The following is a 12,949-nucleotide window of genomic DNA, read 5'->3' on the forward strand; positions in this document are numbered from 1 at the left end:
TGGCCATCTCCGGGCTTCAGCGGGTGGTGACCAGGCGTCGGGCGCGCCGGGTGTCCGGCTGGGGTGGTCGCGGCCCCTCGTGGCGGCGGGACAGGTAGGTGCCCGCGACGTTGCCGCAGGCGATCACCGGGACGGCGATCAACGCTCCGAAGATGCCGCCGATCAGCAGCCCGGCCGCGATGCCCAGGACCACCGCCAGCGGGTGCACCGAGACCGCCCGGCCGAGCAGCAGCGGCTGCAGCACGTGCCCCTCCAGCTGCATGACCAGCACGATGATCCCGAGCGCGATCAGCGCCCGCACCGGCCCGACCGCCACCAGGGTCACCAGCACCGACACCGTGCCGGCCAGGAACGACCCGATGATCGGGATGAAGGCGCCGAGGAAGACCAGGGCGGCCAGCGGCACCACCAGCGGGGTGCCGAGGAACAGCAGCCCGACGCCGATGAAGACCGCGTCGAAGGCGGCCACCGCGATCGTGGCCCGGACGTAGGAGATCAGCGTCCGCCAGGAGCGGCGGGCCGCCTCGTCCAGGTAGGCCTGGGAGTTCGCCGGGGTCAGCCCGACGATCCACAGCCAGATCTGCCGGCCGTCCATCAGGAAGAAGAACAGGGTGAACAGGGTCAGCAGCAGGCCGGTGAGCACCTCGCCGACCGTGGCGGCCGTGGTGAGCGCCCCGGAGGTGAGCACGTCGCGGTTGTCGACGACGGCGTCGCTGGCGCTGTCGACCGCGTCGCTGATCTGGCCGTCGGTGATCGGGAAGGTCCGGGTGACGAAGTCCTGCACCTGGGTGAGGCCCTCGTCGACCTGCGAGGCCAGGTCGTCGTAGCCGGCGACGAACTCCTCGACGACCAGGGTGACGATCCCGGCGACCACGCCGAGCCCGACCACCAGCATGGTCAGCGCCGACAGGGCCACCGGCCAGCCGCGGCGGCGCAGGTACGCCGCGCCGGGCTGCAGCAGCGCGGCCAGCAGCAGCGCGACGATCACCGGGACGACGACGACCGCGACGTAGCCCGCCGCCCGCAGCAGCAGGTACAGGGCGAGGAGCACCGCGACCGCCCGCCAGGACCACGCGGCGGCGATCCGCAGCCCGTTGGGCACGTCGCGCTCCACCGACCGCGGGGCGGCCTCGGGGGCGAGCAGGCTGCCGCGGCTCCGGTCCCGGCCCGGCGTCGGGGGGGCGCCGCCGGGTGACGGCGGCCCGCTCACCCCGCCGGGGACGTCGACGTCCGGGGTGCCCGGCCGCGGGCTGCCCGGCGGGTGCTCCCCGCCGGCGTCGTCGGCGCCGGTGCCGGCCGGGGCGGGTGGGGTTACGTCGCCGTCCGCGGGCGGCTCCTCGACGTGCTCGACGACGGCGCGGCTGCCGTCCTCCAGCACCAGCACGGTGCCGTCGGGCCAGGCGTGCGGGTCGTGCTCGCGGGCGGCCCGGATGCGCTCGCGCGCTCGGGCGATCAGGGGTCCCGGCCGGAGCTGCATCGTCGTCCTCCGAGGGGGGCGGGTGCTCGCGCACGGAGTGCGGGAGGCGGAGCCGGTGAGCTCGTGCCCCCATGATCGACCGGTCCGTCCGGCCCGCGACGAGCCGGGGGCCGGGGTCAGTCCGCGGCCCAGGCCAGGTCGATGTCGCCCCTGGAGTCGATGACCTGCTCGCCGGACTCGAGCTCCTCGGCCCAGCGGGTCAGCCAGCCCTCGAAACGCCGGGTCTCGACCGAGCCGCCCTCCACCTCGTCGCGGAAGAGCACCTCGCCGGTGTCGGCGTCCAGGCACAGGCCATTCCCCGAGCCGTCCGAGGTGAACTCCACCCACGACGGCCGCCACCACCCGTCGTCCGGCGGGTTCCGCTCGCTGATCTCGCGCATCATCGTCCACTCGTCGGCGATGCAGGCGGCGCCGAGCAGCTCGTGCCCCTCGGTGAGGGTGGTGATCCCCTCGCCCTGGCCGTCGTGGCGTTCCAGCGAGCGGCGCAGCGGCGGCGGGACGGGCCTGCCGATCGTCTCCTCCAGCGCCAGCAGGGCCTCCTCGGTGGCCCCGGGCGCCAGCACGGTAACCCCGAGCGGGTGGTGCTCGGCGAACCAGCGCTCGATCCGCTGCCAGGCCGCATCGACCGCCGCGTCGCCCTCGACGTCGGGCTCGGGCCGGCGGTCGGGCGAGCTCCAGCGCAGCACGTACGTCGTCCCGGGCACGAGGCCCGCGGCGGCGACGTGCGCGGCGACGCCGTCGTGGGTCAGCTCGACCCTGCGGCCACCGCCGTCGACCTCGACCTCGAGGTGCAGGCACGACGAGACGAGGTGCTGCAGCATCGCGCCCACCCGCGGCCGCGACGCCTCGTCGAGGACCCCGGCTCCGGCGTCGCTCGGCACGAGCTCCAGCTGCTCGCGGCGGAGCAGGCCGCGCCGGACGGTCCGCACCGGCCAGTCGCCGGCCCGGCGGCGGACGACGTCCAGGAGGGCCTCGCCCGTGAGGCCGGTCAGGCTCGGGGCGCGCAGGACGACCTGGGTCATGGCCCGGGGCGCGTCGGGGAGGCGGTCACCGGGCGGACCGTACCGGGCGTCAGGCCCACCGGGGCCGTGCTCGAGGCTCGCTCCCGCCGAGGGGTCGGGCGCCCGCGGACGGCGGTGCGAGAGGATGGCGCCGTGGCGCGACGAGCTGACCAGTCCGAAGCGGTACCCGCATGATCGACCGGTACACCCTCCCCGAGATGGGGCGGGTCTGGAGCGACCAGCACAAGTACGAGCTGTGGTGCCGGGTGGAGACCCTGGTGCTGGAGGCCCACGCGGCGGCCGGGCGGGTGCCCGCCGACGTCGTGGAGCCGGTGCGCAACGCGCCGCCGCCCACGCCCGAGCGGGTCGCGGAGATCGAGGAGACGACGCAGCACGACGTCATCGCCTTCCTCACCGCGTGGGCGGACAACACCGAGCCCCGCTCGGCGGCGGCCTACGTGCATCACGGGATGACCTCCTCGGACCTGCTGGACACCGCCCTCGCCGTCCAGCTCACCGACGCGACCGACGTCCTGCTGGACAAGGCCGACCGGCTGGTGGCCGCGCTGCGCGACCACGGGCTGGCGCACCGGCACACCATCAAGGTCGGCCGCACCCACGGCGTGCACGCCGAGCCCGTCGTCTGGGGCCACCGGGTCGCCGACCTGGCCTTCGCCGCGGCGCGCAGCCGGGACCGGCTGCGCCGGGCGCGCGAGGCGGTCGGCGTGGTCGCCATCTCCGGCGCCGTCGGCACCTACTCGCTGATCGACCCCGCCGTCGAGGTGACCGTGGCCGAGGCGCTCCACCTGCGCGCGGCCGATGCGTCCACCCAGGTGGTGCTGCGCGACGGGATCAGCGAGTGGGTCTCCGCGCTGGCGGTCATCGCCACCGTCTGCGAGGCGGTCGCGCTGGAGGTGCGGCACGGGCAGCGCACCGAGGTGCGGGAGCTGTCCGAGGCGTTCGGCTCGGGCCAGAAGGGCTCCAGCGCGATGCCGCACAAGAAGAACCCGATCCGGTCCGAGCGGATCGCCGGCCTGGCCCGGGTGGTCCGCGCGGCGATCGTGCCGGTCATGGAGGGCATCCCGCTGTGGCACGAGCGGGACATCTCGCACTCCTCCACCGAGCGGGTGTTCCTGCCCGACGCCTCGATCACCACCGACTACCTGCTCGACCTGACCGCGGGGCTGGTGGAGAACCTCGTCGTCGACGCCGACCGGATGCGGGCGAACCTGGAGTCGACCGGCGGGCTGATCTACACCTCCGCCGTCCTGCTGGAGCTGGTCGAGAGCGGCATGGGCCGGGAGCAGTCCTACGCGCTGGTCCAGTCCGCGGCGATGCGCACCTGGCAGGACGGGACGCCGTTCCGGCAGACGCTGCGCGAGCGGGCGGCCGCCGAGGGCGTGGCGCTGGACGAGGCGAAGCTGGACGAGATCTGCCGGCCGGAGAACTACGTGGCCAACCTCGGCCCGCTGTTCGACCGCCTCGCCGCGCTGTCATGACCGTGCCGTTCGAGCTGGTCGCCCGGGGCAAGGTCCGCGAGGTCTACGCCGTGGACGCCGACCGGCTGCTGCTCGTCGCCAGCGACCGGATCTCCGCCTACGACCACGTGCTGCCCACGCCGATCCCGGACAAGGGCCGGGTGCTCACCGCGCTGTCGGTGTGGTGGTTCGAGCAGCTCACCCCGGTGCTCGCCGAGCACGGCGCCACCCACCACCTGCTGGCCGCCGGGCCGGAGCTGACCGCGGAGGGCGTGCCGGCCGAGCTGGCGGGCCGGGCGATGCTGGTCCGCCGGCTGGAGATGCTGCCGGTGGAGTGCGTGGCCCGCGGCTACCTGTCCGGGTCGGGCACGGTCGAATACCAGCGCAGCGGCGCGATCGTCGACGTCCCGCTGCCCGCCGGCCTGGTCGAGGGCTCGCGGCTGCCCGAGCCGGTGTTCACCCCGTCGACCAAGGCCGAGGTGGGCGAGCACGACGAGCCGATCCCGTTCACCGGGGTGGTCGACGCCGTCGGCGCGGAGCAGGCCGAGGCGCTGCGCTCGCTGACGCTGGCGCTGTACCGCCGCGGCGCGGAGATCGCCGAGGCGGCCGGGATCGTGCTGGCCGACACCAAGTTCGAGTTCGGCACCGCCGGCGGCGGGCTGGTGCTCGGCGACGAGGTGCTGACGCCGGACTCCTCGCGCTTCTGGCCGGCCACCACCTGGTCGCCGGGGGCCGCGCAGCCCTCCTACGACAAGCAGTTCGTCCGCGACTGGCTGACCGTCTCCGGCTGGGACCGGGTGTCCGAGCCACCGGAGCTGCCCGAGGACGTCGTGGCGGCCACCCGGGACCGCTACGTGCGCGCCTACGAGCAGCTCACCGGTCAGCCCTTCAGCTGACCTCAGTACAGCGCGGCGAGGCCGCGGGCGCGGGCGTTGCGCAGCGCGGTGAAGACGTGCGAGCGGATGAGGTCCGCGGCGGGCTCGGGCAGGTCGAGGAAGCGCAGCGACCACTCGTGCAGGTTGTCCTGCCGCGGCCGCCGGCGGACCAGCGCCACCTCGGTGACCAGCTCGTCGGAGTAGAGGTCCAGCCGCAGCCCGAGGGGCTGGCCGGGCTTGGGGAAGGGGACGGAGACGCCGAGGTCGCCGTGCGGGCGGAAGACGGCGAGCAGGCCGCCCTCGCTGAGGTCGACCGTGCTGCCGGTGAGCGTGGTCCGGTCCCACCAGAGCGAGACCGACAGCCCGATCGGCGCCCGGACGGCGTCCCGGCGCTGGATCCGGTTGGCCGGCCCGGTGATCCGCAGCCGCCAGGTGGCGTCGTCGGTGAAGGCCAGCGCGTCGGCCGGCACGGACCGGAGCCCGTCGTCGGCCTGCCAGGAGAGCTCGAGCATGTCCTTCTCGACGAAGGGCACGCTCTCGCCGATGCTGTTGCGGGGCGGGGAGATGTACAGGAAGTTCTCGGTCTCCCGGCGGACCCGGCTGGTCAGGGCCTCGTCCTGGCCGAGCGGCATGACGCTGAGCGCGGTGCTGGCGGCCGGGTAGTCGACGTTCGGTGTGCCTGCGACCATGCCGGTGCCCTCCTCCTGCTCCCGTCGCGGTCCCGTTGCCCGGGATCCGAGCGATCTCGTCCCGCACATCATCGGCAGCGCGTGCGGGTTGTCGAGCGCAACGCGGCGCCAGGTGCACCCGTCCGGGTGAGCGACGCACGGCACCCCTGGTCGTCGCGTTGCGTGCAACTGATCATCCGGGACCGCGCCGTGCCGGGCACCTCCGTGGTGCCGGTACCCTCGTCGCCGTGCCAGAGGTGGTCGTCGACGTCGTCCTGAAGCCAGAGATCTCCGATCCGCAGGGGCAGGCCGTCCTCGGCGCGCTCGGCCGGCTCGGCCACTCCGGCATCCGCAGTGTCCGCCAGGGCAAGCACTTCGTGATCGAGGTCGAGGGCGACCCCGACGAGGCGGAGCTGCGGAGCATCGCCGAGACGCTGCTGGCCAACCCCGTCATCGAAGACGTCGAGCTGCACCTCCCCACCGACTGAGAGAGTCCTCCGTGCGCATCGGTGTCATCACCTTCCCGGGTTCCCTGGACGACGTCGACGCCGCACGTGCGGTGCGGCTCGCCGGCGCCGAACCCGTCTCCCTCTGGCACGGCGACCACGACCTGCGCGCCGTCGACGCCGTCGTCCTCCCCGGCGGGTTCTCCTACGGCGACTACCTGCGGGCCGGCGCCATCGCCGCCCGCTCGCCGCTGATGGCCGACGTCGTGGCCGCGGCCCGCACCGGCCTGCCGGTGCTGGGCATCTGCAACGGCTTCCAGGTGCTGTGCGAGGCCGGGCTGCTGCCCGGTGCGCTCACCCGCAACAGCCACCTCCACTTCCGCAACCGCGACCAGGGGCTGCTCGTCGAGCGGGCCGACACCGCGTGGACCTCGTCGTTCACCCAGGGCCAGAGGATCGTCGTCCCGGTGAAGAACGGCGAGGGCCGCTACGTCGCCGCCGACGCCGACCTCGACCGGCTCGAGGGCGAGGGGCGGGTGGTCGTGCGCTACGTCGGCGGCAACCCCAACGGCAGCTCGCGCGACATCGCCGGGGTGACCAGCGCCGACGGCCGGGTCGTCGGGCTGATGCCGCACCCGGAGCACGCGGTCGAGGACCTCACCGGTCCGAGCACCGACGGCCTGGGCTTCTTCACCTCGGTGCTGACCAGCCTGGTGGGTGCCGCGTGACCACCACCGAGCGCGTCGACGACGGCCCCGCCGACCACGCCGCCCGGGTGATGCCGCAGCTGGACACCGTCGACCGGGCCGGGCAGACCCCCGACGAGCAGCAGCCCTTCGCCGAGCTGGGCCTCAAGGACGACGAGTACGCCCGGATCCGCGAGATCCTCGGCCGCCGGCCGACCACCGCCGAGCTGGCCATGTACTCGGTCATGTGGAGCGAGCACTGCTCCTACAAGTCCTCCCGGGTGCACCTGCGCCGCTTCGGCGACCTGCCGAAGAGCGACGCGCTGCTGGTCGGCATGGGCGAGAACGCCGGCGTCGTCGACGTGGGCGAGGGCTACGCGGTCACCTTCAAGGTCGAGTCGCACAACCACCCCAGCTACGTCGAGCCCTACCAGGGTGCGGCCACCGGGGTCGGCGGCATCGTCCGCGACATCCTCACCATGGGCGCCCGCCCGGTCGCGGTCATGGACTCCCTCCGCTTCGGCCGCGCCGACGCCCCGGACACCGCCCGGGTGCTGCCCGGCGTGGTGGCCGGCGTCGGCGGCTACGGCAACTGCCTGGGCCTGCCCAACATCGGCGGCGAGCTGCTCTTCGACGACTGCTACGCGGGCAACCCGCTGGTCAACGCGCTCTGCGTCGGCGTCATGCGGCACGAGGACGTCCGGCTGGCCAAGGCCGAGGGCACCGGCAACAAGGTGGTGCTCTTCGGTGCCCGCACCGGTGGCGACGGCATCGGCGGGGTCTCGGTGCTGGCCTCGGAGACCTTCGACGCCGAGGGCCCGGCCAAGCGCCCGGCGGTGCAGGTGGGCGACCCGTTCACCGAGAAGCTGCTGATCGAGGCGTGCCTGGAGATCTTCGCCGCCGACCTGGTCACCGGCATCCAGGACCTGGGCGGCGCCGGAATCTCCTGCGCCACCAGCGAGCTGGCCGCGGCCGGCTCCGGGGGCATGTCGATCGACCTGGACGCCGTCCCGCTGCGCGACAGCACGCTCACGCCCGCCGAGATCCTGATGAGCGAGTCGCAGGAGCGGATGTGCGCCATCGTCGAGCCGGGGAAGGTCGAGGAGTTCCTCGCCGTCTGCCGCAAGTGGGACGTGCTGGCCACCGTCATCGGTGAGGTCACCGACGGCGACCGGCTCACCATCGACTGGCACGGCGAGCGGATCGTCGACGTCCCGCCGCGCACCGTCGCCCTCGAGGGCCCGGTGTACGAGCGCCCGATGAGCCGCCCGGCCGACCTGGACGCGCTGCAGGCCGACGCCCCGCCGTCGTCCTCGGCCGACCTGCGGGCCGACTGGCTGGCGGTCGTGTCCAGCCCGGACGGCGCCGACAAGACCTGGGTCACCGAGCAGTACGACCGCTACGTCCGCGGCAACACCGTGCTCGCCCAGCCCGAGGACGCCGGCGTCCTGCGGATCGACGAGAGCAGCAACCGCGGCATCGCCCTGGCGCTGGACGGCAACGCCCGCTACGCCCGGCTGGACCCCTACACCGGTGCCCAGCTCAACCTCGCCGAGGCCTACCGCAACGTCGCCGTCACCGGCGCGCGGCCGCTGGCGGTCACCAACTGCCTGAACTTCGGCTCCCCGGAGGAGCCCGAGGTCATGTGGCAGTTCGCCGAGGCCGTCCGCGGGCTCGCCGACGGCTGCCGCGAGCTCGGCCTGCCGGTCACCGGCGGCAACGTCAGCCTCTACAACCAGACCGGCGAGACGGCGATCAACCCGACCCCGGTCATCGGCGTGCTCGGCATCCACGACGACGTCCGCCGCCGGGTGCCCACCGGCTGGCGGGCCGAGGGCGAGGCCGTGCTGCTGCTGGGCGAGAGCCGGCCGGAGCTGGGCGGCTCGGCGTGGGCCGCGGTCGTGCACGGCCACCTCGGCGGGCTCCCGCCCCGGCTGGACCTGCCCGCCGAGCGGGCGCTGGGCGAGCTGCTGGCCGGGTTCGCCGCCGACGGCCTGGTCAGCTCCGCGCACGACCTCGCCGACGGCGGCCTGGCCCAGGCGCTCACCGAGTCGGCGCTGCGGTACGGCGTCGGCGCCCGGCTGACCGTGCCCGGCGACCCGACGGCGGCGCTGTTCGGCGAGTCCGTGGCCCGCGTCGTCGTCACCACCGCCGACCCGGCCGCGGTGCGGTCCGCGGCCGAGGCGGCGGGCGTGCCGGTCACCGAGCTGGGGACGACGGGCGGCGACGCCCTGGTCCTGGACGGGCTGCTCGAGCTGCAGCTGGCCGAGCTGCGCGAGGCGTGGACGGCGACCCTGCCGGCGCTGTTCGGCAGCCCCGAGGTCGCCGTCGGCAGCGTCCCCGCGGGCACCGTCCCGACCAGCTGAGATGGCCGGGGTCGCACCGATCTCGGCCGAGGACCTGCGGGCCGCGCTCGCCCCGACCGTGCCGTGGCTGGCGGGGGAGGGCGAGCAGCCGGCCCGGGCGGTGCTCGGTGCGGCGGTGAAGACCTCGGCCCGCTGGCTGTCCCAGCAGGTGCCCGGCCGCTCGGTGGAGCTGCGGGTGCCGCCGTTCGTCGCCGTCCAGTGCGTGCCCGGGCCGCGGCACACCCGGGGCACCCCGCCCAACGTGGTGGAGACCGACGCGGCCACCTGGCTGCGGCTGGCCGGGGGCTCGATCAGCTGGGCCGAGGCCGTGGCGGCGGGGAAGGTCGTCGCCAGCGGCAACCGCGCGGACCTCTCCGAGCACCTGCCGTTGCGGCCGCTGCGCGGGAGCTGACGGAACGACAGCGCCCCCTCTGCCCGGGGGCGGAGGGGGCGCTGCGCGTTGCGCGGTCGGGTCAGCCGAAGAGCGAGCTGGCCGTCTTGACCGTCTGGTAGAGGCCGTAGGCCAGGGGGACGCCCACCAGGGCCCAGGCGAAGGCGATCAGGCCGACGGGGGTGGTGGACTGCTGCTGCTCGGTCATCGCGTGGCACTCGCTTCCGGGGTCGTCTCGGTGAAGATGGCGTCGGCCTTGGCCTCGTGCCACTTGCTGGCGACGGGCTTGACCAGCAGGTTGGCCACGAAGCCCACGGCGAGCAGGCCGACCATGATGAACAGCGCCGGCCGGTAGTCACCGGCGACCAGGCTGCCGGGCTCGCCCTGGGTGTCCAGGACCCGGTTGACGATCAGCGGGCCGGCCACGCCGGCGGCCGCCCACGCGGTCAGCAGCCGGCCGTGGATGGCGCCGACCTGGTAGGTGCCGAACAGGTCGCGCAGGTAGGCCGGGATGGTGGCGAACCCGCCGCCGTAGAAGGACAGGATCAGCGCGGCGAGGATCACGAACAGCCAGGTCGCGCTGCTGCCGACGGTGGCGAGCAGGACGTAGAGCACCAGGCCGACGCCCAGGTAGACCATGTAGATCGGCTTGCGGCCGATGTAGTCCGAGGTCGAGGACCAGACGAACCGGCCGGCCATGTTGAACAGGGAGAGCACGCCGACGAACCCGGCGGCCGCGGTGGCGGCCACCGTGGAGGTGTCACCCTCGCGGAAGAAGTCCTGGATCATCGGGGCCGCCTGCTCGAGGATGCCGATGCCGGCGGTCACGTTGCAGAACAGCACGATCCACAGCAGCCAGAACTGCGGGGTCTTGATCGCGTTGGCGGCCGAGACGCTGTTGGTGGTGACCAGCGCCTTCGCCTTGACCGTCGCCGGGTCGAAGCCGGCGGGCTTCCAGCCCTCGGCCGGCACCCGGACGATGAAGGCGCCGAACATCATGAAGGCCAGGTAGACGACGCCGAAGGTCAGGAACAGCTTGGCGACCGCGTCACCGCTGGCGAGGTTCGCGGCCGGGCCGCTGGCCACGTAGTCGGAGTCGTACCAGCCCATCAGCTGGCGGGACAGCGGGGTGGCGATGAGCGCGCCACCGCCGAAGCCCATGATCGCCATGCCGGTGGCCAGGCCCGGGCGGTCCGGGAACCACTTGATCAGCGTGGAGACCGGCGAGATGTAGCCGATGCCCAGGCCGATGCCGCCGATGACGCCGTAGCCCAGGTACAGCAGCCACAGCTGGTCGGTGGCGATGCCGGCCGAGCCGACGAAGAAGCCGACCGACCAGAAGCAGGCCGCGGTGAACATCGCGGCGCGGGGGCCGTTGCGGTCCACCCAGGTGCCGAAGAGCGCGGCGGAGAGACCGAGCATCACGATGGCGATCGAGAAGACGATGCCGATCGCGGTCAGGCTCGACTCGAAGTCCGCGACCAGGGCGGTCTTGTAGACGCTGGTCGCGTAGGCCTGCCCGATGCACAGGTGCACGGCGAGCGCCGCCGGTGGGATGAGCCACCGGTTGAAGCCGGGCTTCGCGATGATGCGCTCCCGGGCGAGGAAGCTGGGTACTGCCACGGAACGACCTCCGAGGTGACGTGACGGCGCGGCCGGTCGGACGCAGCCAGCCGCGCGGCTGTCACTTCCCTGTGAGCTGCGCCGCGGCCGGTCGGACGGTACGACGGTGTGACGTATCCCGCCCCTCAAGCACCACCCGACGGGGTCGTGCCGAGACCATTTCGTTGCATTCCGCACGGTGGCGTCTCGCTCGCTTCCACGGTGCGGGAGCGGAGCGCGGTCCGCGTGCGGGGTCCCTAGGGTGTGGGCATGCCGTACGAGGTCAAGGGCGTCGTCGCCCTCAGCAAGGGTGCTCCGGTCACGATCGAGACCGTCATCGTCCCCGACCCGGGTCCGGGGGAGGCGGTCGTGGACGTGCAGGCCTGCGGGGTCTGCCACACCGACCTGCACTACCGCGAGGGCGGGATCAACGACGAGTTCCCGTTCCTGCTCGGCCACGAGGCCGCCGGGGTGGTGTCCGCGGTCGGTGAGGGCGTCACCAACGTCGCGGTGGGCGACTTCGTGATCCTGAACTGGCGCGCCGTCTGCGGTCAGTGCCGCGCCTGCTCCGCCGGCAAGCCCTGGTACTGCTTCGCCACGCACAACGCCGCGCAGAAGATGACGCTGGCCGACGGCACCGAGCTCTCCCCGGCGCTGGGCATCGGCGCGTTCGTCGAGAAGACGCTGGTCCACTCCGGCCAGTGCACCAAGGTCGACCCGGCCGCCCCGGCGACCGCCGCGGGCCTGCTGGGCTGCGGGGTGATGGCCGGTGTCGGCGCGGCGATCAACACCGGTGGGGTCACCCGCGGGCAGTCGGTGGCCGTCTTCGGCTGCGGCGGGGTCGGTGACGCCGCGATCGCGGGCTCCCGGCTGGCCGGCGCCAGCACGATCATCGCCGTCGACATCGACGACCGGAAGCTGGAGTGGGCCCGGGGGATGGGCGCCACCCACACGGTCAACTCCAAGGAGACCGACGCGGTCGCCCGGATCCGGGAGCTGACCGGCGGCTTCGGGGTCGACGTCGCCATCGACGCGGTGGGCCACCCGGCGGTGTACGAGCAGGCGTTCTACTCCCGCGACCTGGCCGGCACCGTCGTCCTGGTCGGCGTGCCGAACCCGACCATGGAGGTCACCCTCCCGATGATCGAGGTGTTCGGCCGCGGTGGTGCGCTCAAGTCCTCCTGGTACGGCGACTGCCTGCCCAGCCGCGACTTCCCGATGCTGATCGACCTCTACCTGCAGGGCCGGTTCGACCTGGACGCCTTCGTGTCCGAGACGATCAGCCTGGACGCCGTGGAGAGCGCGTTCGAGAAGATGCACGCCGGCGAGGTCCTGCGCTCCGTGGTGGTGTTCGACAAGTGACAGCGCGCATCGACAAGGTCGTCGTCAGCGGCGTCTTCAGCCTCGACGGCCAGGACTTCGACGTCGACAACAACGTCTGGCTGGTCGGCGACGACGACGAGGTGCTGGTCATCGACGCGCCGCACCACGCCGCCCCGATCGTCGCGGCGGTGGGCGGGCGGAAGGTGCGGGCGATCGTGCTCACCCACGGGCACAACGACCACATCACCGCAGCGGTGGCCCTGCGGGACGCCGTCGACGCGCCGATCTGGTTCCACCCGGCCGACCGGATGCTCTGGGACGTCGTGCACCCGGACGCCAGCCCGGACGGCGAGCTCGCCGACCACGCCCGGTTCAAGGTCGCCGGCACGACGCTGGAGGCGCTGCACACCCCGGGCCACTCACCGGGCAGCACCTGCCTGCACGCCGCCGACCTGCGCACGGTGTTCACCGGCGACACGCTGTTCTGCGGCGGCCCCGGCGCGACCGGCCGGTCCTACAGCGACAAGCCGACCATCCTGACCTCGATCAACGCGCGGCTGATGAGCCTGCACGGCGACACCGTGGTGCACACCGGGCACGGCGACGACACGACGATCGCCGCGGAGACCGCGAACATCCACTGAGCTGGGCTTTCCG

13 protein-coding genes are annotated in these 12,949 nt (G+C 73.6%); 8 read left to right on the forward strand and 5 right to left on the reverse strand.

Annotation, left to right across the window (positions count from 1 at the left end; all coding sequences use genetic code 11):
• Window positions 1-16: 16 nt before the first annotated feature.
• Window positions 17-1,477: an AI-2E family transporter gene (locus tag FHX36_RS17760; RefSeq protein WP_183513956.1), complete on the reverse strand. Its 1,461-nt coding sequence runs from the start codon at window positions 1,475-1,477 to the stop codon at window positions 17-19.
• Window positions 1,478-1,593: 116 nt separating this feature from the next.
• On the reverse strand, window positions 1,594-2,499 hold the full coding sequence (locus tag FHX36_RS17765; protein WP_110551094.1) for an SMI1/KNR4 family protein: 906 nt from the start codon (window positions 2,497-2,499) through the stop codon (window positions 1,594-1,596).
• A gap of 170 nt (window positions 2,500-2,669) precedes the next feature.
• Between FHX36_RS17765 and purB the strand changes: the two genes are divergently transcribed.
• Together purB and FHX36_RS17775 are read left to right on the forward strand one after the other, a co-directional pair.
• Complete coding sequence (gene purB / locus FHX36_RS17770) at window positions 2,670-3,977, forward strand: adenylosuccinate lyase (protein ID WP_110551093.1); 1,308 nt, start codon at window positions 2,670-2,672, stop codon at window positions 3,975-3,977.
• On the forward strand, window positions 3,974-4,852 hold the full coding sequence (locus FHX36_RS17775; RefSeq protein ID WP_110551092.1) for a phosphoribosylaminoimidazolesuccinocarboxamide synthase: 879 nt from the start codon (window positions 3,974-3,976) through the stop codon (window positions 4,850-4,852). The genes purB and FHX36_RS17775 overlap by 4 nt, the downstream gene beginning before the upstream one ends.
• Window positions 4,853-4,854: 2 nt before the next feature.
• Here FHX36_RS17775 and FHX36_RS17780 read toward each other — a convergent pair whose 3' ends face one another.
• Window positions 4,855-5,520, reverse strand: coding sequence for a flagellar brake protein (locus FHX36_RS17780; RefSeq protein ID WP_110551091.1), 666 nt, complete (start codon window positions 5,518-5,520; stop codon window positions 4,855-4,857).
• A 227-nt stretch (window positions 5,521-5,747) separates the two neighbouring features.
• On the opposite strand from FHX36_RS17780, the gene purS reads away from it, so the two are divergent.
• From purS to FHX36_RS17800, 4 genes are read left to right on the forward strand one after another with little or no spacing between them, the layout of a single operon-like run.
• Window positions 5,748-5,987 (forward strand): phosphoribosylformylglycinamidine synthase subunit PurS, encoded by a 240-nt coding sequence (gene purS, locus FHX36_RS17785; protein ID WP_110551090.1) that lies wholly within the window; start codon window positions 5,748-5,750, stop codon window positions 5,985-5,987.
• Between the two features lie 11 nt (window positions 5,988-5,998).
• On the forward strand, window positions 5,999-6,673 hold the full coding sequence (purQ, locus tag FHX36_RS17790; RefSeq protein WP_110551089.1) for a phosphoribosylformylglycinamidine synthase subunit PurQ: 675 nt from the start codon (window positions 5,999-6,001) through the stop codon (window positions 6,671-6,673).
• Window positions 6,670-8,997: a phosphoribosylformylglycinamidine synthase subunit PurL gene (gene purL / locus FHX36_RS17795; RefSeq protein WP_220035829.1), complete on the forward strand. Its 2,328-nt coding sequence runs from the start codon at window positions 6,670-6,672 to the stop codon at window positions 8,995-8,997. The genes purQ and purL overlap by 4 nt, the downstream gene beginning before the upstream one ends.
• A 1-nt stretch (window position 8,998) precedes the next feature.
• Entirely contained in the window at window positions 8,999-9,388 is a 390-nt protein-coding gene (locus FHX36_RS17800; RefSeq protein ID WP_110551088.1) for a sterol carrier family protein, read from the forward strand.
• A 61-nt stretch (window positions 9,389-9,449) separates the two neighbouring features.
• On the opposite strand, the gene FHX36_RS23645 is transcribed toward FHX36_RS17800, so the two are convergent.
• Both FHX36_RS23645 and FHX36_RS17805 read right to left on the reverse strand, forming a co-directional pair.
• Window positions 9,450-9,575 (reverse strand): MFS transporter small subunit, encoded by a 126-nt coding sequence (locus FHX36_RS23645; protein ID WP_258372612.1) that lies wholly within the window; start codon window positions 9,573-9,575, stop codon window positions 9,450-9,452.
• Entirely contained in the window at window positions 9,572-10,990 is a 1,419-nt protein-coding gene (locus FHX36_RS17805; RefSeq protein WP_110551087.1) for an OFA family MFS transporter, read from the reverse strand. Before FHX36_RS17805 ends, FHX36_RS23645 begins: the two co-directional genes overlap by 4 nt.
• 249 nt (window positions 10,991-11,239) lie before the next feature.
• Here FHX36_RS17805 and FHX36_RS17810 point away from each other — a divergent pair, with 249 nt between their 5' ends.
• Window positions 11,240-12,331, forward strand: a complete 1,092-nt coding sequence (locus FHX36_RS17810; protein ID WP_110551095.1) for an S-(hydroxymethyl)mycothiol dehydrogenase — start codon at window positions 11,240-11,242, stop codon at window positions 12,329-12,331.
• On the forward strand, window positions 12,328-12,936 hold the full coding sequence (locus FHX36_RS17815) for an MBL fold metallo-hydrolase (RefSeq protein WP_110551086.1): 609 nt from the start codon (window positions 12,328-12,330) through the stop codon (window positions 12,934-12,936). The genes FHX36_RS17810 and FHX36_RS17815 overlap by 4 nt, the downstream gene beginning before the upstream one ends.
• The last annotated feature ends 13 nt before the right edge of the window (window positions 12,937-12,949 follow it).

It is taken from the genome of Modestobacter versicolor, assembly GCF_014195485.1.
GTDB lineage: Bacteria > Actinomycetota > Actinomycetes > Mycobacteriales > Geodermatophilaceae > Modestobacter > Modestobacter versicolor.

What these genes read in the sequence shown, in the direction of transcription:
- FHX36_RS17780 (WP_110551091.1), bottom strand. Translation starts at nt 5,520, where the DNA reads ATGGTCGCAGGCACACCGAACGTCGACTACCCGGCCGCCAGCACCGCG.
- FHX36_RS17800 (WP_110551088.1), top strand. Translation starts at nt 8,999, where the DNA reads ATGGCCGGGGTCGCACCGATCTCGGCCGAGGACCTGCGGGCCGCGCTC.
- FHX36_RS17760 (WP_183513956.1), bottom strand. Translation starts at nt 1,477, where the DNA reads ATGCAGCTCCGGCCGGGACCCCTGATCGCCCGAGCGCGCGAGCGCATC.
- FHX36_RS17765 (WP_110551094.1), bottom strand. Translation starts at nt 2,499, where the DNA reads ATGACCCAGGTCGTCCTGCGCGCCCCGAGCCTGACCGGCCTCACGGGC.
- FHX36_RS17810 (WP_110551095.1), top strand. Translation starts at nt 11,240, where the DNA reads ATGCCGTACGAGGTCAAGGGCGTCGTCGCCCTCAGCAAGGGTGCTCCG.
- purB (WP_110551093.1), top strand. Translation starts at nt 2,670, where the DNA reads ATGATCGACCGGTACACCCTCCCCGAGATGGGGCGGGTCTGGAGCGAC.
- FHX36_RS17775 (WP_110551092.1), top strand. Translation starts at nt 3,974, where the DNA reads ATGACCGTGCCGTTCGAGCTGGTCGCCCGGGGCAAGGTCCGCGAGGTC.
- FHX36_RS23645 (WP_258372612.1), bottom strand. Translation starts at nt 9,575, where the DNA reads ATGACCGAGCAGCAGCAGTCCACCACCCCCGTCGGCCTGATCGCCTTC.